The sequence below is a fragment of the Nostocoides sp. HKS02 genome (assembly GCF_009707485.1).
In the GTDB taxonomy this organism is placed as follows: Bacteria; Actinomycetota; Actinomycetes; order Actinomycetales; family Dermatophilaceae; genus Pedococcus.
On the sequence record NZ_CP046121.1, the window covers coordinates 404,995 to 423,774 of the forward strand.

Genomic DNA, 18,780 nt, shown 5'->3' on the forward strand with positions numbered 1-18,780 from the left:
GACCAGTCTGAGGCAGGGCAGGGGCCTTGCCGCAAGCCCCTACCGGCGCTGTACGGTGAGAGTGGCGGACCATCCTTGACCCCCGCGTCACGGATGGTGGCTGGCCGCGGGAGCAATCGGTGACACGCGTGTCACCGATGGTGCTCAGCTGGACCAGAAGTCGCGCAGCACCGGGACCGTGGCCTTGCCGCGCACCAGGTGCGTCTGCCCGGGCAGCTCCCGAAGCGTTCCGTTCGGCAATGCGGCGGCGATCGCAGCCTGCGCGTTCTTCATGTACGCGGGGCTCTTGCCTCCCACGATCACCAGGACCGGGACGGTCACGGCGGACAGGTACCCGGCAGGCAGTGGCGCGCCCTGCTGGTGCTCGAGGACCAACGCGTAGTCGTGGGGGAGCGTGTGCGCGACGGCGCAGAGCTTCTTCCAGACGGGCATGACGCGCATCATCACCACCCCGAACGCCGGCACGCCGACCGTGCGCATGAACAGCTTCACGGCATCGCCGTGCCGCCCTGCGTCGACCAGCTGCTGGGTCCGCGCACCGAGGTCGGAGTCGTTGGGGGCATGGGTGCCGTCGACGATGAACGGGGCTTCGTACAGCGCGGCCTTGCGCACCGAGACGCCCGCCCGCAGTGCCTCGAGCACCAGCACCGCTCCCGAAGAGGCTCCGACGACGCACGCGTCCGGACCGGCCACCTCGAGTACCGCAACCAGATCCTCGACTTCGCGCTGCACGGCATACGCAGAGGAGCCTGCGCCGCTCTCGCCCCGGCCGCGCCGGTCGTAGGCGAACACGGCGAAGCTCTCGGACAGCAGCGGGAGGAGGGCCTTGGCGGTGCCCATCGTGCGCTGGCACAGCGCGCCCTCGACCACCACGACGGCCGGTCCGGTCCCGGTCACGTCGTACGCGATCGCGGTGCCGTCGGCGGAGGTGACGAAGCGGGTGCTGGTGGTGGCGGTCACGGTGGGCATGATCTCTCCTCGGTCGGGGCTGTTTCCCGTGCGTCGAACGGGTCAGCCGGATCTCGACACGCGGGCCAGGTTTTCGTCCGCGCGCCGCTGCAGGAGTGCGCGCTCCGCGTCGTTACGGGTATGCGCGGCCGCCTCGGTGAAGGCCTCGGCCGCCTCGGCGTGCAGCCCGGCCCGCTCGAGCAGGTCGCCCTGCACGCTTGGGACGAGCGGTGAGTCGCCGAGCTGGTCGGCGTCGAGTTCCGCAAGGATGGCGAGCCCGGCGGCGGGGTCGAACGCCCGACCGTGGGCGACCGCGCGGTTGACCTCGACGATCGGCCCCGGAGCTGCCTCGGCGAGCACGTCGTACAGTCGGGCGATCTGGCGCCAGTCGGTGTCCTCTGCTCGCTGGGCGCGTGCGTGCTCCGCGGCGATCGACGCCTGGAGGAAGTACTTCCCAACCGGCTTGCCGCGCGCGGCGAGCCCCTGCGCTTGCTGCAGGGCGGCCAACCCGCGCCGGATCAGCAGCTGGTCCCATCGTGACCGGTCCTGCGCCTCTAGAAGTACCGGTGCACCGAGCTCGTCCAGCCGCGCGCCGATGCGCGAGCCCTGGATCTCCAGCAGCGCCTGGAGCCCGAGTGCCTCGGGCTCGTGGGGCGCGAGAGCGGCCAGCATCCGGGCCAGCCGCATCCCCTCGTTCGCCAGGTCGGGTCGCATCCAGTGCTCACCCGCGGCGGCCGAGTACCCCTCGTTGAAGATCAGGTAGATGACTGCCATCACGTCGTCGAGGCGCTTGTCGCGGTCCGCGCCGGTTGGCAGCTCGAAGTCCGCGGCGGCATCGGAAAGCGTCTTCTTGGCTCGGGAGATCCGTTGGCCCATCGCGGACTCGGTGGCCAGGAAGCCCCGGGCGATTTCCCCGGTCGTCAGACCGCCCACCAGGCGGAGCGTGAGCGCTGCCCTGGACTCCGGTGTGAGGGAGGGGTGGCAGGAGAGGAAGATGAGGCGCAGGACGTCGTCCTCGATGTAGTCGACCTGGGCGTCGAGATCGGGCACCTGCTCCTCCTCTCCGCTCGCCTGGGCGTGGCCGAGCTCCTCGGTCTTGCGGCGAAGGTTGTCAGCGCGGCGGAAATGGTCGATGCCGCGCCGCTTGGCCGTGGTCATCAGCCAGGCGGCGGGATTGGCCGGCACGCCGGTCGTGGGCCACTGCTCGAGGGCGGCCACGAGGGCATCCTGCGCGAGGTCCTCGGCGAGCTCGACATCACGCGTCATGCGGGTCAGGGCCCCGACGAGTCGGGCCGACTCCGCCCGCCACGCAGTGGTGATCGCCTCGGCGGTCGCGGTTTCGGCTGACACGCCCCGAGCCTACGAGGCCGGACGCCGCGGTTGCGCGGCGCCCGGCTCCGTCAGGCCTGGGAGCCCGGTCACGGCCGGGGCGGCCGGGGTCAGGCGTCGGCCGCCTCCGGCGGCGCCTCGGAGATCTGGCGCAGCGTGGCGACCATGCTGCACTCGGGCCAGAACTTCGCGTGCAGGTCGGCGAACTCCTGCTGGCCGGCGATGGCTTCCTCGAGCGTGTCGTACTGCAGGATGGCGAACCCGCCGACGACCTCCTTGGTCTCCGCGTAGGGGCCGTCGACGCGGGAGGTCTCACCCTGACGGACCACGAAGTTGACCGCGTCCTCGGTGCCATACAGGCCGCCACCGTCGAGGAAGACGCCCTTGGCGGCCTGCTCTCCGATGTAGCCGTCCATCGCATCCATCAGCGCCTGGGGCGGGGCGCCGGAACCTTCTTCCATCTTCACGAATCCCATGAAGCGCGGCATCTCACTGAGTCCTTCCGGTTGGGGGAGCTGCTCTGTCGCACCTACGTCGAACAGCGAGCGAGCTCTTCGACATCACCGTCAGGACATTGTTGCGAACCTGTAGGGATACCCGCAGGAGGGGACCACGTCCAGCCGTGATCCGTCACCGCGCTGCTTGACCAGTCGCAGGCCCGACAATGGACCCTATGGCCACCCCGCCGGCATCCCTGCCCCGCGCGCGCCTCCTCGAACGCGTTGCCACCCACGTTCCGCCGGCCAGCCGAGAGGACTGCGTGCGGGTGGCTGTCGATGGGGTGGACGGGTCCGGCAAGACATGGTTCGCGGATGACCTGGCTGCGATCCTGATCGCCGCGGGTCGCCAGGTGGTGCGAGTCTCCGTCGACGACTGGCACCACACGCGAGCCCACCGGTACGCCCGCGGCCGTACCTCGCCGATCGGCTTCTGGCTGGACTCCTATGACTACGACCGCCTGCGTCAGGAGGTCCTGGAGCCCTTGGGGCCGGACGGCTCTCGATGGTTCCGTCGCAAGGGTCACGACCTGCACACGGACCGGGTCCTGCACGCCCCGCCCGAACGCGCACCTGCCGGAGCGGTCGTCCTCGTCGACGGGCTGTTCCTCCAGCGCGCCGAGCTGCAGGACTGCTTCGAGCTCACGATCTGGCTCGAGGTCCCCTTCACGGTCACCACCCAGCGCATGGCCGCGCGGGACGGCACCCACCCAGACCCCACCCACCCCACGATGCGACGCTACGTCGGCGGCCAGGAGCTCTACTTCGCGCAACGCTCACCGCACACCAGGGCAGACCTGGTCATCGACAACACCGACCCGCAGGCGCCGCGTCTCGAGGCGGCCCGGCCAGCCGAGAGGACTGCGGACGTCGCGTCTTCGCCTAGGGGCAGAGCACGGTGAAGCTGATCGGGGTGAGGAAGACGTTGTAGTTGGACGGCTTGGGCGTGCTGTTCTCCAGCAGCCGGTAGCCGACGCTGAACTGGGAGAGCGCCGCCGACGTCACTGACACGTTCCCCGAGCTGGAGGTCTGAGGCAGGTTGAGAAGGTTGGGCGTCGAGTTCGGGCGGCGCCGCCACGGGTCGGGTGCGGTGCCCGTGCCCGTCAGGTAGGCGGAGTCGGTCACCGTCCCGCTGATCGCGGATGGGGAGGTCAGGAAGACGCGCTCCCGCGCCGGCGTTGGTGCTGGTGGCGTTGAAGTACACCCCGTCGATGTCGGCGATGGTGAACGCGACGTTGGTCACGGCCCGGCTGAAGGTGAAGGTGTAGTCGGCACCCGTGTTCGTGAGGTTTGTCGTGTTCTGGAGGAGGTCCAGGCTCAGGTCCAGGCCGGGCACGCTCTGCCCGCCGATCGGCGCTGGCGTGGAGGAGAGATCGCCAGGTGCGAGCGAGCTGAACGCCGGTCCGACGGCGGCGGCGGCAATCGTCAGGGTCAGTACGGGGATGGAGCCGTTGCCCAGCGGATTGACCCACGTGTACGTGGCGCTGGTGGCACTCGTGCGGACATAGGACGCCGACGACCAGTCGGTCACCAGCCGGACCGGGGTGCATGGGGGGACGGATGCCGCGCGCGCGGGTGCCGCCGTGGCGACCACCACTGCAGGCGCCAACCACGCCGCGCCGCCGACCACGGCCCGCCGCGGCACTCCAGCCCTGCGCTGCGTGGTCACCCTCGTCTCGTCTGGGGATTGCATGGTGGCCTCCGGGGTCGTGTGGGCGCGGATCTCACCGCCCCACACCATGGAAGAGCGATTGCGGTCCCGGGCGTGACGCGATGCATCGGCCGTGGCAGAACCGCTGCCCATGTCGTACGTCAAACACACGCACCCGGCGACAAACCGCGCCCCCGCCGAAGGGCGCGCTGATGGCGCCCTCGCCGAAGGGGGCGCCGGTGGGTCGGTCAGCCGTCCGCCTGAACGGCGCTCGGCGGCCCGACTCGTGGATGGTGAACCGGGGCTGGCCGGTGAGGCCCGGGGAGGGAGGATGCAAGGACCCGGCCTAGTACCGAGGGACGGATCAGTGTGGTGGGCGGCTCCACCAGGTTGAGCACGCGGTTGAACGACCTCGCGACCGGCACCGAGGTGTGGGTGGCCTTGACGACCCGTAGAACGTAGCGGTTGAGCGCGTCGGTGCCTCGGGCCTTGGGCCCGACCGTCATCGGATGCATGAAGTCCGCACCGACGGCGATCGCCCACGGAGCGTCGATGATCCGGGCGGCCCGGCGGTGGAAGAGCCGTGGCAGGTCCGGGGACCCGACTCCCGTCGTGCGCACCGTTTCGCCGAGCGCTTCGGCTTGCAGGGCGGCGCACGCCATGCCCTGCCCGTAGATGGGGTTGAAGCTGCAGGCGGCGTCGCCCAGCGTGACGAACCCCGGCAGGAGCTGACGAGTCTTCTCGTAGTGTCGCCGCTGGCTGAACGGGAAGCGGTAGACAGCCACAGATGACAAGGGCCCCGCGCGAGCCAGGAGCTGGCCGACCGCCGGCGACGACAGCCCTCGGGCGAACGAGAGGAGCTCGCCCTCGGTTATACCCGGGAGATCGCCGTGCACACCGGCCAACGTCACCATCCACCGCTCACCCTCGACCGGGAGCACCGCCCCGCCGCGGAACGAGGTCGGCGGTGAGGTCCCGCAGACCAGGAAGGTCCCTTCGAAGTCGTCCGTCGAGCGTTGCATGAAGCCGCTGGTGTAAGCGCAGTCGATGCTCACCTGGCTCACCGGCGGCGCCAGGATCCCCGATGACGCGAGCTGGTGCGCGATCCGGGAGGACCGGCCGGAGCAGTCCACCACCAGGTCAGCCGGACGCGAGACGCCGTCGACCACGACGCCCGACACCCGCCCGTCGGACACCTCGACCCGGTCCACGGCAACCCCATCCTCCAGCCGTACGTTCTCGAGCAACGCGACTCGACGACGAAGTACCTGCTCCAGCAGGGGCCGGGTCATGCTGAGGGCGGCTCGACCCCAGTCGCCCTGGGCGCGGTAGCCGCCCGCCTGGTAGACCCAGGCGCGGCTGCCGTCGATCCGAACCGCGCCCAGCCCCTCGAGCTCCTCGCGGATCCCCGGAAACCAGTCGACCATCAGGCCCAGGCCGGCAGTGAGCAACAGATGCAGGTGCCTGCCCTGAGGGACGTGCCCTCGCGCGGCCGGCGCGTCGATGAGGTGCTCGCGCTCCAGGACCACCACGTCGTCCACGAGGTCGGAGAGAACTCGCGCGGTCAGGAGCCCCGCCACGCTTGCACCGACGACGACCGCAGATGCCACTCAGGAAGTCTCGCCCATTGCGGGCGCCAGGAAAACCCACGCCCTTGGCGTCGACAGCAGTTGCGCCTCGACCTGGCGGGTGACCGATCATCACCAGGTGGGAGCGGCGGGTCCCTGGGGTGGGCACCCGCCGCCTCGGGGAAAGCTCTCCAGCCGGTCTCGATTTGCCTAATTCCGACGTATTGGCTTGGGTGGTGAGTCCGGGTGCCGACCAGGTGCGCGGGGAGTAGGGCTCCGCAGGCTGGCCGATGACCACATGAAGAAGCAGTCAGCCCAGGAGGCCTTGTGAAGTTTCGACCCCTACTCACCGCGCTCGCCGCGTCTTCGCTCGTCGCCGCAGTCGCCGTGCTCCACCAGCCGAGCGGCATCCCCGCCCGACTGGTGTCGGGAGGCACGCAGAGCGTGAAGACCACCACGGCGACGAACGTCACCGCCAGTTCGGGCACTCTGAACGGCACGGTGAGTGTGCGTCGCTCGGCGACCACGGCGCACTTCGAATGGGGCACGAGTGCGGCATATGGCTCGTCGACGCAGATGCAGAATGTCGGGTCTTCTCGCTCGACCGTGGCCGTCTCGGCAGCGTTGAGCAGCCTCGCAGCCGGCGTGACATACCACTACCGCCTCGTCGCCATTGACGCCACCGGGGCCGCGTACGGCGCCGACCGAGCGTTCACGACCGCCAGTGGGGCGACGCCGACACCAACCACCAGCACGACGTCGCCCACACCGACTCCGACCACCAGCACGACCTCGCCCACCCCCAGTCCCACGACCAGCACGACGTCGCCGACCCCGAGTACGACGACAGCCACGACACCGACGTCGACACCAACGTCGACCTCGACGCCCACTGGCACCGTCTGCAGCAGCCCGTACTTCACCACCAGCGACCCCAATGGCGGGGTCAGCGACGGCGGGTACTACGTGCACAACAACCTGTGGAACGCCGGCAACTACCCCGGAACCCAGGGCACCACCCAGGTGTGCTCATATCACTCCTGGAACCACATCGGCACCGCGAGCAACACCGGCGACGGCGCGGTCAAGACCTATCCCAACGTGCACAAGGACTACTCCGGCCGCACCATCTCGAGCTTCCCCAAGCTGACCTCCACCTACGCCGCGACCGCCCCGGGTGTCGGGATCTACAACGTCGCCTACGACCTGTGGCTCAACGGGGTCCCCAACGACGAGGTCATGATCTGGACCGACAACCACAACCAGGTCCCCGCCGGGTCTCGGGTCGCCACCGGGGTGAGCCTCAGCGGGCACGCCTGGGACGTGTACGCGACCAGTGGCAACGGCTACCTCGCCTTCGTCCCCTCCGGCGGAGCCAGCTACGCGTCCGGCACCCTGGACCTCAAGGCCATGCTGAACTACGTGGTCGCGCAGGGCCGGGTGGCGGCGAGCTCCACGGTCGACCAGATCTGCTACGGCGTCGAGATCGTCGACACCGGCGGCTCACCGGCCACCTGGCGCTTCACCGACTTCTCCATCGCCGACTCATGATGGCCTAGGGCGTCTCTCCCGGTTTCCCCAGCAAACTGACGATCTCGCCGAGCACCGCTCTTCATCGTGGTGCTCGGCGAGTCGGGACACCCCGACCTTCGCCGCCACATCGGTCACCGACAGGCCGTCCTCCACCACGGCCAGCACTGCCTGACAGCGCTGTTCGACCATGCTGATCTCCCTGAGCATTCGCCCACCTCGTCCCGTCGACAGCAGCCGAGAACGGGACGGGGTGGGTGTCAAGCATCAACCGAGACGATGTCAAGGATCAGCCGAGAACGGGTAAGGCCTCAGCCGATCACGTTTCGTCAATGATCAACCGAGGCCACACAGCGATGAAGTGCGCCATCAGGGACTCGAACCCCGAACCCGCTGATTAAGAGTCAGCTGCTCTGCCAATTGAGCTAATGGCGCGCGAGTGGAGACATTAGCAGGACCCCGTGGCGCAGGTGAAATCGGCTGAGGACCTCCTCAGGAACGCTGGCGGCGGCGGCTCGCGGCGACCAGCGCAGTCCCCGCGGCGAGGGCGAGGGTGCCCACTGCCACGGCCAGTCCGACTCGGAGTTCGGGGTTCGAGGCCGTCCCGGTGGCGCCGTGGCCGGCGGCGTGAGGGTCCGCCGACCCCCCGCCGGCGGGCTGGGTCGGTGCCTTGGTCGGTGCCGCCGTCGCGTCGGCGGAGGCAGACCCGTCCCCGGGGAGAGCGACGCTGAACGAGTAGGTGTCGGACACCGGATGGCCGTCGTCCGACACGATCCGGTACGACACGGCATACCGGCCGGATGCGAGGCCGGGCGCGAGCGGCTGGGTGACCACCGCCCCGTCCACCGTGGCGGGGCCTGCGTCGACCGAACGGCCGGCGCCATCGGTCACGGAGACCGTGGCGAAGCTGGTGCTCACCGGGTCGGAGAACCTCAGGACCACCCGGCTCGGTGGCGCGTACAGGACGGAGCCGCTGGCGGGGGATGCGGCAACCAGGGCGGCATGGGCCTGGGCTGCGCTCGCGAGCGCGACCGAGCCGAGCACTCCCAGCGCGAGGCCGAGGAGGGTCGCCGAGGTCGAGATCGCCACGGACCGTCGGGTGGTCCGTTGCTGCGTGAACACAGGGCCATCCTGCCTGATGGCCCCCGGTCGAGTGCCCGCGTCGCCGACTCTGACGTGGGGGTGGTGCTCGCCGGGGAAAAGTGATATCACTCAGATATCACTTTTCGTGCGAAGGAGCCCAGCATGGCGACCATCGACTCGACCGAACGCGTTGGACCGGTCGGCCACCAGGGGGCCCGGGTCGACATCACCGAGCGGCCCGCCCTGGCGGTCAACGGCTGGCTGGGGGTGGTGGTGCTCGCCGCGGCCGGCTACGGCGTCTATCTCGCCGATCGGCACGACAAGGGCCTGCTGTGGCTGCCGCTGCTCGTCTTCGTCCTCGTCGTCACCTCGCTCGTCATCGTGCCGCCCGGGCAGACCTCGGTCCTGCAGTTCTTCGGCAGCTACGTCGGGACCGTCCGCAGGCCCGGGTTCTGGTGGGTCCTCCCGCTCATCCGCCGCCGCAGCGTGAGCGTCCGGGTCCGCAACTTCGAGACCAACCACCTCAAGGTCAACGACGCCGACGGCAACCCGGTCGAGATCGCGGCGATCGTCGTCTGGCAGGTCGCCGACACCGCCAAGTCGACGTATGCCGTGGACAGCTACCAGGACTTCGTCTCCGTTCAAGCGGAGTCGGCGCTGCGTCACGTCGCAACCAGCCATCCCTACGACGACCACACCGAGACCGGTACGTCACTGCGCGGGTCGGTCGACATCGTCTCCGGCCAGCTGGCGGTCGAGGTCGCCGAGCGGGTCGTGATCGCCGGTGTGGAGGTCGTCGAGGTGCGCATCTCCCACCTCGCCTACGCGCAGGAGATCGCCCAGGCCATGCTGCGGCGCCAGCAGGCCAACGCCGTGGTGGCCGCCCGCAGTCGGATCGTCGAGGGTGCGGTGGGGATGGTCGAGCTCGCCCTGAACCGGCTGGCCGAGAACGGCGTCGTCGAGCTCGACGAGGAGCGCAAGGCCAGCATGGTGAGCAACCTGATGGTCGTGCTCTGCGGCGACCAGCCGCCGTCGCCCGTCGTCAACACCGGCTCCCTGTATACGTGAGCGAGCGTCGGCAGGTCCTGCTCCGGGTCGACCCGGCGGTGCACGATGCCCTGACCCGCTGGGCCAACGACGAGTTCCGCAGCGTGAACGCGCACATCGAGCTCGTCCTGCGACGCGCCCTGGCCGAAGCGGGACGGATGCCCAAACAGGCCGCTCCGCTGCCCAAGCGCGGCCGCCCTCGCAGCACCGACGACTGAGCCGGAAGACGAGTGTGGGCCGCGCCCCAAGGGAGCACGGCCCACACCTTCTGGGGTGAGTGACGGGACTTGAACCCGCGACATCTGCGACCACAACGCAGCGCTCTACCAGCTGAGCTACACCCACCATGCGTCACGGCCGGACGGTGCCGGCCGCGCAAGCGACGACCATCGTACCCGGTTCGGGGAGATGCTCATGACCACCCTCGGAACCGGGTCAACTGGGGTCGACCACGTGCCGGGCGGCGATCTCCTTGGCCGTGTCGGAGTCGGGGCCGGGCGCGGGGACGAAAACGGCCTCGCGGTAGTACCGCAGCTCGGCGATCGACTCTCGGATGTCTGCCAGGGCCCGGTGACCGCCCGACTTGGAGGGGGCACTGAAGTAGGCCCGGGGGTACCAGCGGCGAGAGAGCTCCTTGATCGAGGACACGTCGATGATCCGGTAGTGCAGGTGGGCCTCGAGGTCCGGCATGTCGCGCGCGAGGAACCCCCGGTCGGTGGCCACGGTGTTGCCGCCCAGCGGAGCCTTGCGGGGCTCGGGGACCCACTGCCGGACGTAGGCGAGCACCTGGTCCTGGGCGTCCTGCATCGTCGTGCCGCCGTCGAGCTCCTCGAGCAGGCCGGACGTCGTGTGCATCCCCCGCACGAAGTCGTCCATCTGCTCCAACGCCTCAGCGGGTGGCTTGATGACGAGGTCGACGCCGTCCCCGAGCTGGTTGAGCTCGAAGTCGGTGACCAGCGCGGCCACCTCGATGAGCGCGTCGCTCTGCAGGGACAGCCCGGTCATCTCGCAGTCGATCCAGACGATGCGGTCGTTGACGGAGCGTTCTGTGGGGTTCTGTGGCACCGGACCACCCTACGGCCCCCCGGTGTCAGCCGGGTGCTGTCCGCGGGGCCTGCACTAGCCTGCCCGCATGACGTGGGGAGCGGAGCGGCCGTATGCCATGGCGCAGCGACGCACGGGGCGACCCGCGCTGCGCGGGTGGCTGCTTGCCGGACTGATCGTCGTGGGGTTCACCCTCGCCGCCATCGTCCTGGCGGTGTACTACGGGGCCACCTTGGGCCTCGTGACGACGCTGCTGGCGATCCTGCTGGCGGCGCTTCCGCTCGGGATCGTCATCCCCACGTTCCTGTGGCTCGACCGGTTCGAGGCCGAGCCGACGCGGTACCTCGTGGTCGCCTTCCTCTGGGGTGCGCTGGTCGCCGCCATCGCGGCAGCGATCTTCAACACCGGGGCGGACGTCGCCTTCCAGGCGGCGACGGGCACGGCGAGTGAGGCGTCCCTGGCCACCGCGGTGTTCTCGGCTCCGCTGGTCGAGGAGGCCAGCAAGGGTCTCCTTGTCGCCCTCGTCTGGTGGCTGCGACGGCGCGAGTTCGACGGGATCATCGACGGGATGGTCTATGCCGGGATCGTCGCCGCGGGTTTCGCGTTCACCGAGAACATCCAGTACCTCGGCCTGGCCTACCAGCAGGGCGGCGACCAAGCCCTCACCGGCACCTTCATCGCCCGCGGGCTGTTCACGCCCTTCGCCCACCCGATGTTCACGGTCCTCACCGGCATCGGCATCGGGATCGCCGCCACCACCCGGCATCGGCCGCTGAAGGTGCTCGCGCCCCTCGGGGGCTACCTGCTCGCGGTCATGGCTCACGCGCTGTGGAACCTCGCCGCCGTGACCGGCGCCGCCGGCATGGTGACCGTCTATGTCGCCGTCGAGGTGCCGGTCTTCGCGGCCTTCCTCACCTTGGTCGTGTGGGCGCGGCGTCGTGAGGGGCGGCTCATCGGGAGATACCTCAGCCCGTATGCCGATGCCGGCTGGCTCACCCCCAGCGAGGTGCACATGCTCTCGACGATGGCGGGTCGGCGCAGCGCGCGCATGTGGGCCAAGACGACGGGCGGCGCATCGGCGCTGCGCTCGATGCGACGGTTCCAGGACGCAGCGAGCGAGCTCGCCCTGCTGCGCGTACGGATGCACCATAGTGCCGCCGATGCCCGCGCCCTGGAGACCGAACAGGAGCTGCTCGAGGCGCTGACAGCCCGGCGGCGCGAGTTCGTCAGCTCCGGACGCTGAGCTCCACCGGCGCCTCCGTCAGGACGGCGACCGCGGCGGCATACCCGGGCTGGGGGAGCGGCACGTCGTCGAGCTGCACCGGTGCCCGCAGGGGTCGGTCGCCTCGCCAGTGCACCAGGCCGGCTGGGTCGCCAGGCCCCGTCACGACCACGTCCCGCGGGTCGACGGCCAGGCCGTGACCCGACGCCTTGAGGACTGACTCCTTGCGCGCCCAGACACGAGCTCGTGCCACCGCGAGCTCGGGCATGGCGACCGACTGGAACGCGGCGACCTCCTCGAGGGCGAGGGTCACCGCGTCGAAGCCCTCGAAGTCGGTCTCGTCGACCTGCTCGACGTCCACCCCGGTCTCACCGACATCGGTGACCGCCGCGACAGCCAGCTCGCCGGCATACGACAGCGAGACGTAGACGCCGGCGTGACCGCGGATCACGGGCTTGCCGTGGGCGACGCTGCCACACGTCGCGCACTCCCGGTCGAACTCGATGTCCTGCGGCCGCTGGCCGGTCCACTCCCCGGCGACGGTGCGGAGCAGAGCGTGGGCGGTGACGTAGCTCGCAGGGTCCGGGCGACGTCGCGAGCGCGCCCGCTCGTGGTCGTCCAACAGCGCGGTGAGTCGGGCCAGCTCGCCAGCGTCGTTCGACACGCGGTGGGTATGGACGGTGACCTGTGAGCTCACGCACCGATCATCGCACCGCCCTTACACTGTGCGGGCGCTCGGCCTCAGGCGCGCCGCCCCCATAGCTCAGCTGGATAGAGCAAGAGCCTTCTAATCTCTAGGTCGCAGGTTCGAGTCCTGCTGGGGGCACCACTGCACGCCGCGGACCGACAGGCCATCGGGGGCCCGTGCGACGACAGGCCCCCGATGGGGAGTGCGGGTGAGGCGCTGGGACTACGTGCAGTTCACCTCGACCCGGTAGGTGGTGTCGTCGCCGGCGTTCCAGGGGGCGACCGTCACGGAGATGCTGTACCGACCACTGCCGTTGCGGTACACCGAGCCGTCCGGACCGACGACCGAGTCGATCGTGCACCCGGGCTGGTTCGCGACGGAGATGGTGTGCGTGCCCTCCTCTGCCGCCTCGACGTGTGCTTCGTTGTAGGCGAGGACCGCCGGGTTCCACTCAGAGAACTTCACGTTCGACGCGCCGACGGTGTCGGTCCAGTTGGCGGCCAGGCCGAGCAGGGCCGTCCCGTTCTGCCAGAACCGGGTGTCGATCTCGACGATCGCGTTGGCCTTGACCTTGAAGTTGTCGGTCTTGGAGTAGCGCGGCACGAAGCAACCGGTCTTGCTGGCGTTCTTGCAGTCGAGCCGTGACGTGGGCGTGACCCAGGCCTTGTACACGCCGCCGGGGTTGGGGGTGTCGGCAAAGGGAGCCAGCTGCACGGTGATGCCCTTGTCTTCGGCATCCGTCCCAGTGGCGTGGGCGCAGGGCACGCTCGGGGCGACGCTCTGGATCACCCCGGAGCTGTCGACCGTGAACTGGCGGCACGCCAGTGCGTCCGTGGACAGCACGGAACGGCCGTTGGGGCTCGTGACCTGGAAGGTGTAGGTGTCCGCCGGCAGGCCGGCGGCACTGGCGGGGGCGTTGATGCCGGGACCGCCGTTGAGGTAGACGTCTGTCTTGAGTAGGTAGTGGTTGAGATTGACGGGAGCCCCGGTCACGTCGGTCGTGAAGATCGCGCCGGAGAGCTGACCCCCTCCAGCGGCGGACGACATCGGGGCGGCCGCGAGCAGCGCCAGCGGCAGCACCGCTGCCAGCGCGAGATGCCTCGGCTTCATGGTGTTCCTGCTTCCTCCTGAGCGGAAACCGCGGCTCGACAGAACCGCGGCACCACCACGCTAGGAACCCTCGGGCGCGTGGGGATCTGTCGATCTGCGTAGGTGTGCCGTCACCCCTTTGTGGTGGCTGGTCGGGCGTCGAGGGGGATGTGGGCCAGGACCTCGTGCCGGGGACGCCGGCCCCGGCCCTCCCCGAGGTGGGACGCCACCAGGGTGACCTCGCGCGCAGTCCAGGCAGGCCCGGCATACCCGTCGAGCACGCGGACCCAGCGGGTGGCCTCGACCGGCCTGCGGAAGCGCCCCACGGTCACGTGCGGATGGAAGGGGCCGCCTTGCGGTGCTCCGCCCGCGTGGTTGCAGGCGCCCCGGACCCGACGAGCCAGCGCGCCCAGGTCGCCCTCGACCCCGATCCACAGCACCCGGGCGGACGCCGGGTGTGGAAACGTGCCGGCTCCGGTGAGCTGTGCGTCGATCCCGGGGTGGCCCGTCGCCACCTCGGCCACCGCCTCGGCGACCGCCTCCACCGCTCGGTCGGGCACCGCGGCCATGAAGGCGAGCGTGACGTGCCACTGGTCGGAGTCGGTCCAGCGCACGTCGTCGCCGACCAGGTGACGCGGCTCGAGGAACATGGCGAGGTCCTCGACCGCGTCGTCAGTGGGGGTGAGGGCGGCGAACATGCGCATCCACCCATTCTTGCGCCGACGGGCCGCGGGCATCCGGCGTGACTAGATTGGGTTGGACACCGCGGAGGGGGAGGCCGTATGCCGTTGCCGGAGCGTGAGCTGTCCATGCCGCGACTGGGATTCGTCACGGTGCGGTTGATGGAGGTCGGGGCGCTGGCCGCGATCGCCGGTGCGGTGCAGGAGCTGTGGGCTGCCTTCCAGAGCAGCGCCCAGTTCTCGCCCTTCGGCACGGACGGCCTGGCACCCGCGGATGTCCCTTTCTTCCGGCGGATCGTGACCCTGGCCTTCTACAGCGGGATCTTCCGGGCGCCCGTGAACCTCCTGATCGGGGCCGTGCTGTTGGCCGTGGCCGTGGGCGTCGTGGTCGCCGTCCGCCCGGTGAGCAACCTGCGGATCCTGCGGTGGGAGCTGCTGGTCGTGTGGGCGCTCACCGCGCTGGTGACCCTGACGCTCGTCGTGGTCAACGCGCTCGCCCTGTTCGGTGACAGCCCGTACTCCAGCTCGGATCCCTCGGTGGTGACGTCCAACCCCGGACCCGGCATCGTCGAGCAGGCCATTGGTGGACTGTCAGTGCCGGTTGCGACGTCGCTGCTGCTCGCGGCGGTCCTGCTGTGGTGGCTCCGGCTGCCGCGCGACCCCGACGACCCCGACGAGCCGGCGCTCGCTCGTCGACGGCGACATCGGCCTGAACCGGCCGCAGAGCCGGATGCGCTCGTGCTCGACGGGGTGGAGCAGATCGAGCCGGTCGAACGCCTCCATCCCCGGGCCGGTGGAGCGGGGGACGGCGCGACCGCCAGCGGCTACGACGACTACTTCCGCAAGTTCTAGCGATCGGGGGCTCGCCACGGCCTCCGCGTGCACGAGCGATGTGCTCGCGTTGGCTAGGCTTGCGACGTGAGTTCAGGGGTCGATGCCATGTCCATGCTCGGCGCTGTGACGGCGCTGAGGGACGAGGTGGAGGCGGCAGCCCTGCCGCTCGACATCCCCGAGGCCGTCGCGGGCCGGGTGACGCGAGCAGCGCTGCTCAACCAGCTCGACGACTACGTCATCCCACGGCTGCGTTCCATCGACGCGCCCCTCCTGGCCGTGGTCGGTGGGTCCACAGGGGCCGGCAAGTCGACGCTGGTGAACTCGATCGTCGATGCCGAGGTGAGCCCGTCGGGTGTCCTGCGCCCCACCACCACGACTCCCGTCCTCGTGCACAACCCGCAGGACCGGGACTGGTTCCTCGGCGACCGCATCCTCCCGAGCCTGTCCCGCGTGACGGGCGCGCGCAGCAGCGAAGACGGCGTCCTGTCCTTGCGGCTCGTCGAGTCGCGCTCACTGCCGCCCGGCATGGCACTGCTCGACGCCCCCGACATCGACTCGGTGGTGAGCGCGAACCGCGCCCTCGCCAGCCAGCTCCTCGCAGCTGCCGACCTGTGGCTCTTCGTCACCACCGCGGCGCGGTATGCCGACGCCGTCCCGTGGGACCTCCTGCGCCAGGCGTCCGAGCACGGCACGGCGCTCGCGATCGTGCTCGACCGCGTGCCCCCCGAGGCCATGACCGACATCCGCAGCCACCTCGCCGGCATGCTCCGTGAGCAGGGGCTGTCCACCGCTCCCATCTTCGGCATCCCCGAGGCGAGGCTCACCCCGGCCGGTCGCGTGCCGGACTCCGACATCGCCCGGCTCAGGTCCTGGCTGACTGCGCTCGCCAGTGACGCCCGGGCTCGCGGCGTCATCGTCCGCCAGACCCTCGAGGGCGCCCTCGCCTCTCTCGATGCGCGCGCCGCGTCGCTCGTCGCGGCGAGCAGGGCCCAGGTGGCCGCCGTCGAGTCCCTCCACGCAGTGCCCTCCGAGGCCTACGCCGAGGCGATGCGCCAGGTGGAGCACGGCGTGACCGACGGCACCCTGCTGCGCGGCGAGGTGCTCGCACGCTGGCAGGAGTACGTCGGCACCGGCGAGTTCTTCAGGCAGGTCGAGTCCACGATCTCGAGGGTGCGCGACCGCCTCACCGCGGCCATCAAGGGCACCGTCCCGCCCGCCGGAGACCTCGGTGAGGCCCTGCAGTCCGGCGTGGCTGCCTTGGTCTCGGCCCAGGCTCACGGTGCGTCAGCCTCCGTCGTGCGGTCCTGGCGTCAGCTCCCGGGCGCTGACCCGGTCCTCGCCGCCCACCCCGGACTCGCGAAGCCGGCTCCGGACCTCGAGTCCAAGATCGAGCGCCTCGTCCGGGACTGGCAGGGCGAGCTCCTCGAGCTCGTGCGCAACGAGGGCCGGGACCGCCGCACCACCGCGCGCATCGCGGCATACGGGCTCAACGGGATCGGGGTGATCCTCATGCTCGTGGTCTTCGCCCACACCGGCGGTCTCGTCGGTGCCGAGGTGGGAATCGCCGGGGGCACCGCGGTGCTCGCGCAGAAGGTGCTCGAGGCGATCTTCGGTGACCAGGCGGTCCGCGAGATGGCCGCGAAGGCGCGCCGGCGGCTCCTCGAGCACGTGCACGAGCTGTTCGCCGCCGAGCAGGCCCGGTACGACGGGGTTCTGGCCCCACTGGACGTCAAGGCAGCCCAGGCACAGCGTCTGGCAGAGTCCGCAGCAGCGGTGAAGGCGGTTCGATGAGCCCGTTGAAGATGGGCGGCGCCCAAGTCAAGGCGCTCAGCGCCGAGGAGCTCAAGCTGCGCTCGCGGTCGCTGAGCGACGCCCTGGTCGCGGGCGGCGCGCAGCTTGACCGGGTCCGGGTGGCCGCCGCTCACGAGGTTGTCACCAAGGTCTCCGAGCGGACGGCCAAGGCCGGGGACCACACCGTCGTGGCGCTCGCCGGCGCCACGGGTTCGGGCAAGTCGAGCCTGTTCAACGCCCTCGTCGGTGCGCCCGTCGCGCTCGTCGGCGCGCGTCGGCCCACCACGTCCCGGCCGGTGGCGGCGGTCTGGGGCGAGCAGGACGCCACCGAGCTGCTCGACTGGCTCGCCGTGTCGCAGCGCCACCACGTCGAGTCTGCTCCGGCCGACGGGTCGAGCGTCGGCACTCTCGACGGCCTCGTGCTGCTCGACCTGCCCGACTTCGACTCCCGGGTCATCGAGCACCGTGAGGAGGCTGCGCGGGTCCTCGCCCTGGTCGACGTGTTCGTCTGGGTGACCGACCCCCAGAAGTATGCCGATGCGCGCCTGCACGACGATCACCTGCGGGTCCTCGCGACCCATGACGCCGTGACTGTCGTCGTGCTCAACCAGTCCGACCGACTCACCGACGACGAGACGAAACGGGTGCGCGCCGACCTCGCGCGGCTCGCCGAGGTCGACGGCATCGGCGGCGTGCAGGTGCTCGCCACCTCAGCCACGACGGGTGCGGGTATCGCCGACCTCCGGTTGCGGATCGCCGCAGCGGTGGCAGGGCACAACGCCGCCAAGCACCGGCTGGCCGCCGACATCCGCGCCGCCGCCGGCCGGCTGCGCAGCGACGTGGCAGACCAGGAGCCCTCGCTGTCCGATGCCGCCGACACCGAGTTGGTCGAGGCCTTGGGCCGCGCCGCGGGCATCCCGACGGTGGTCGCCGCCGTCGAGCGCGACTATCGCAACCAGGCTTGGGGGCGCACCGGCTGGCCCTTCACCCGGTGGGTCTCGGCACTGCGCCCGGACCCGATGAAGCGGCTGCGGCTGGAGTCCCGCGACGCCGTCGACACCAAGCTGGCCGTCACGGCCTCAGACGTCCGCAGCGTGCTCGGCCGTTCCTCCCTGCCGCCGCCCTCGCCTGCGGCGCGCGCCAGCGTGGAGCTGGCCACCCGGCGGGTCGGCGACGCCGCTGCCGAGGGGCTGCCCCCGCGGTGGGCGGAGGCCGTTGCCGATGCCGCCACGCCACCTGGCCCGGACCTCGCCGACGCCCTCGACCAGGCCATCGTGGGCACCTCGCTGAAGATGCGCCCTCCGTTGTGGTGGCGGGTCTTCGGCCTCTCCCAGCTGCTGCTCGCCGCCGTCGCGGTGCTGGGACTGGTGTGGCTCGTGGTCCTGGTGGTGTTGGGGTGGCTCGCGCTGCCCGAGGTGCAGCCTCCGCGGCTCGGGCCGCTCCCGTACCCGTTGCTCATGTTCGCCGGTGGCCTGCTGCTGGGGCTGGCGCTCGCGTCGCTCAGCCGCAGCCTCGGGCGGGTCGGCGCGCGACGTCGGGGCCAGCACGTGCGTGAGCTCTTGCTGGGCGCCGTCTCGACGGTCGCCGTCGACCGGATCATGGCCCCGGTCCGGGCGGTCCTCGCCCGCCACCGCGACACCCGCGGAGCCCTCGACCGCGCCGCTCACTGAGTCGGCGGGTCATCGCCGGGGTTGTCGCGTCGGCGGTTCACACGCCGACGACCTGGACGGGCTCGTCCACAGGGGCGCTGCGCCCGCGTCGCCGGCGACGCTGAGGTCT

Annotated in this window: 18 protein-coding genes and 3 tRNA genes; 9 read left to right on the plus strand and 12 right to left on the minus strand. The window is 70.6% G+C overall.

The genetic code is table 11. From position 1 onward, the window contains the following. Positions 1-144: 144 nt before the first annotated feature. The 3 genes from GKE56_RS01855 to GKE56_RS01865 all read right to left on the minus strand — a co-directional run bounded on the left by GKE56_RS01855 (position 145) and on the right by GKE56_RS01865 (position 2,765). Positions 145-969, minus strand: coding sequence for an alpha/beta fold hydrolase (locus tag GKE56_RS01855; RefSeq protein ID WP_154683113.1), 825 nt, complete (start codon positions 967-969; stop codon positions 145-147). Between the two features lie 42 nt (positions 970-1,011). Next, positions 1,012-2,298, minus strand: a complete 1,287-nt coding sequence (locus tag GKE56_RS01860) for an RNA polymerase sigma factor (RefSeq protein ID WP_154683114.1) — start codon at positions 2,296-2,298, stop codon at positions 1,012-1,014. Between the two features lie 89 nt (positions 2,299-2,387). Beyond that, positions 2,388-2,765: a YciI family protein gene (locus tag GKE56_RS01865; RefSeq protein WP_154683115.1), complete on the minus strand. Its 378-nt coding sequence runs from the start codon at positions 2,763-2,765 to the stop codon at positions 2,388-2,390. A gap of 185 nt (positions 2,766-2,950) precedes the next feature. Here GKE56_RS01865 and GKE56_RS01870 point away from each other — a divergent pair, with 185 nt between their 5' ends. Continuing rightward, a complete protein-coding gene (locus GKE56_RS01870; protein WP_195908208.1) occupies positions 2,951-3,676 on the plus strand; it encodes a uridine kinase in 726 nt (241 codons plus the stop codon). On the opposite strand, the gene GKE56_RS01875 is transcribed toward GKE56_RS01870, so the two are convergent. Further along, complete coding sequence (locus tag GKE56_RS01875) at positions 3,657-3,899, minus strand: hypothetical protein (protein ID WP_154683116.1); 243 nt, start codon at positions 3,897-3,899, stop codon at positions 3,657-3,659. The genes GKE56_RS01870 and GKE56_RS01875 overlap by 20 nt on opposite strands. A 774-nt stretch (positions 3,900-4,673) precedes the next feature. Then, the gene (locus GKE56_RS01880) at positions 4,674-6,035 is read right to left on the minus strand and encodes an NAD(P)/FAD-dependent oxidoreductase (RefSeq protein ID WP_154683117.1); all 1,362 of its coding nucleotides are present in this window, start codon (positions 6,033-6,035) and stop codon (positions 4,674-4,676) included. Between the two features lie 285 nt (positions 6,036-6,320). Here GKE56_RS01880 and GKE56_RS01885 point away from each other — a divergent pair, with 285 nt between their 5' ends. Continuing rightward, on the plus strand, positions 6,321-7,544 hold the full coding sequence (locus GKE56_RS01885; RefSeq protein ID WP_230209120.1) for a hypothetical protein: 1,224 nt from the start codon (positions 6,321-6,323) through the stop codon (positions 7,542-7,544). A 341-nt stretch (positions 7,545-7,885) separates the two neighbouring features. Here the strand turns inward: GKE56_RS01885 and GKE56_RS01890 are convergent. Next, a tRNA-Lys gene (locus GKE56_RS01890) sits at positions 7,886-7,958 on the minus strand. A 57-nt stretch (positions 7,959-8,015) separates the two neighbouring features. Further along, positions 8,016-8,645 (minus strand): copper resistance CopC family protein, encoded by a 630-nt coding sequence (locus GKE56_RS01895; protein WP_195908209.1) that lies wholly within the window; start codon positions 8,643-8,645, stop codon positions 8,016-8,018. 123 nt (positions 8,646-8,768) lie between these two features. Between GKE56_RS01895 and GKE56_RS01900 the strand changes: the two genes are divergently transcribed. After that, positions 8,769-9,674, plus strand: coding sequence for an SPFH domain-containing protein (locus tag GKE56_RS01900; protein ID WP_154683119.1), 906 nt, complete (start codon positions 8,769-8,771; stop codon positions 9,672-9,674). After that, positions 9,671-9,871: a hypothetical protein gene (locus tag GKE56_RS01905; RefSeq protein WP_154683120.1), complete on the plus strand. Its 201-nt coding sequence runs from the start codon at positions 9,671-9,673 to the stop codon at positions 9,869-9,871. The genes GKE56_RS01900 and GKE56_RS01905 overlap by 4 nt, the downstream gene beginning before the upstream one ends. Before the next feature lie 51 nt (positions 9,872-9,922). On the opposite strand, the gene GKE56_RS01910 is transcribed toward GKE56_RS01905, so the two are convergent. Both GKE56_RS01910 and orn read right to left on the minus strand, forming a co-directional pair. Continuing rightward, positions 9,923-9,998 (minus strand) — tRNA-His (locus tag GKE56_RS01910). A gap of 90 nt (positions 9,999-10,088) precedes the next feature. After that, on the minus strand, positions 10,089-10,658 hold the full coding sequence (gene orn / locus GKE56_RS01915; protein ID WP_154685563.1) for an oligoribonuclease: 570 nt from the start codon (positions 10,656-10,658) through the stop codon (positions 10,089-10,091). 127 nt (positions 10,659-10,785) lie between these two features. Here orn and GKE56_RS01920 point away from each other — a divergent pair, with 127 nt between their 5' ends. Beyond that, positions 10,786-11,940 carry a PrsW family intramembrane metalloprotease gene (locus GKE56_RS01920; protein ID WP_154683121.1) on the plus strand — a complete coding sequence of 385 codons (1,155 nt, stop codon included), beginning with the start codon at positions 10,786-10,788 and terminating at the stop codon, positions 11,938-11,940. On the opposite strand, the gene GKE56_RS01925 is transcribed toward GKE56_RS01920, so the two are convergent. Next, positions 11,924-12,583, minus strand: a complete 660-nt coding sequence (locus GKE56_RS01925; protein ID WP_195908210.1) for a 4'-phosphopantetheinyl transferase superfamily protein — start codon at positions 12,581-12,583, stop codon at positions 11,924-11,926. The genes GKE56_RS01920 and GKE56_RS01925 overlap by 17 nt on opposite strands. Before the next feature lie 88 nt (positions 12,584-12,671). On the opposite strand from GKE56_RS01925, the gene GKE56_RS01930 reads away from it, so the two are divergent. Continuing rightward, a tRNA-Arg gene (locus tag GKE56_RS01930) sits at positions 12,672-12,748 on the plus strand. Between the two features lie 81 nt (positions 12,749-12,829). Here GKE56_RS01930 and GKE56_RS01935 read toward each other — a convergent pair. Next, the gene (locus GKE56_RS01935; protein WP_154683123.1) at positions 12,830-13,717 is read right to left on the minus strand and encodes a hypothetical protein; all 888 of its coding nucleotides are present in this window, start codon (positions 13,715-13,717) and stop codon (positions 12,830-12,832) included. 110 nt (positions 13,718-13,827) lie between these two features. Then, positions 13,828-14,400, minus strand: coding sequence for an RNA 2',3'-cyclic phosphodiesterase (gene thpR / locus GKE56_RS01940; protein WP_154683124.1), 573 nt, complete (start codon positions 14,398-14,400; stop codon positions 13,828-13,830). Positions 14,401-14,478: 78 nt separating this feature from the next. Between thpR and GKE56_RS01945 the strand changes: the two genes are divergently transcribed. The 3 genes from GKE56_RS01945 to GKE56_RS01955 all read left to right on the plus strand — a co-directional run bounded on the left by GKE56_RS01945 (position 14,479) and on the right by GKE56_RS01955 (position 18,671). Then, complete coding sequence (locus GKE56_RS01945) at positions 14,479-15,228, plus strand: hypothetical protein (protein ID WP_154683125.1); 750 nt, start codon at positions 14,479-14,481, stop codon at positions 15,226-15,228. 66 nt (positions 15,229-15,294) lie between these two features. After that, positions 15,295-17,001, plus strand: coding sequence for a dynamin family protein (locus tag GKE56_RS01950; RefSeq protein ID WP_370518437.1), 1,707 nt, complete (start codon positions 15,295-15,297; stop codon positions 16,999-17,001). Further along, entirely contained in the window at positions 16,998-18,671 is a 1,674-nt protein-coding gene (locus GKE56_RS01955) for a GTPase (RefSeq protein WP_230209121.1), read from the plus strand. The genes GKE56_RS01950 and GKE56_RS01955 overlap by 4 nt, the downstream gene beginning before the upstream one ends. The last annotated feature ends 109 nt before the right edge of the window (positions 18,672-18,780 follow it).

Coding starts and splice junctions, on each gene's coding strand:
- GKE56_RS01855 (WP_154683113.1), bottom strand. CDS start 969: ATGCCCACCGTGACCGCCACCACCAGCACCCGCTTCGTCACCTCCGCC.
- GKE56_RS01865 (WP_154683115.1), bottom strand. CDS start 2,765: ATGCCGCGCTTCATGGGATTCGTGAAGATGGAAGAAGGTTCCGGCGCC.
- GKE56_RS01870 (WP_195908208.1), top strand. CDS start 2,951: ATGGCCACCCCGCCGGCATCCCTGCCCCGCGCGCGCCTCCTCGAACGC.
- GKE56_RS01900 (WP_154683119.1), top strand. CDS start 8,769: ATGGCGACCATCGACTCGACCGAACGCGTTGGACCGGTCGGCCACCAG.
- orn (WP_154685563.1), bottom strand. CDS start 10,658: ATGACCGGGCTGTCCCTGCAGAGCGACGCGCTCATCGAGGTGGCCGCG.
- GKE56_RS01920 (WP_154683121.1), top strand. CDS start 10,786: ATGACGTGGGGAGCGGAGCGGCCGTATGCCATGGCGCAGCGACGCACG.
- GKE56_RS01935 (WP_154683123.1), bottom strand. CDS start 13,717: ATGAAGCCGAGGCATCTCGCGCTGGCAGCGGTGCTGCCGCTGGCGCTG.
- thpR (WP_154683124.1), bottom strand. CDS start 14,400: ATGCGCATGTTCGCCGCCCTCACCCCCACTGACGACGCGGTCGAGGAC.
- GKE56_RS01945 (WP_154683125.1), top strand. CDS start 14,479: ATGCCGTTGCCGGAGCGTGAGCTGTCCATGCCGCGACTGGGATTCGTC.
- GKE56_RS01955 (WP_230209121.1), top strand. CDS start 16,998: ATGAGCCCGTTGAAGATGGGCGGCGCCCAAGTCAAGGCGCTCAGCGCC.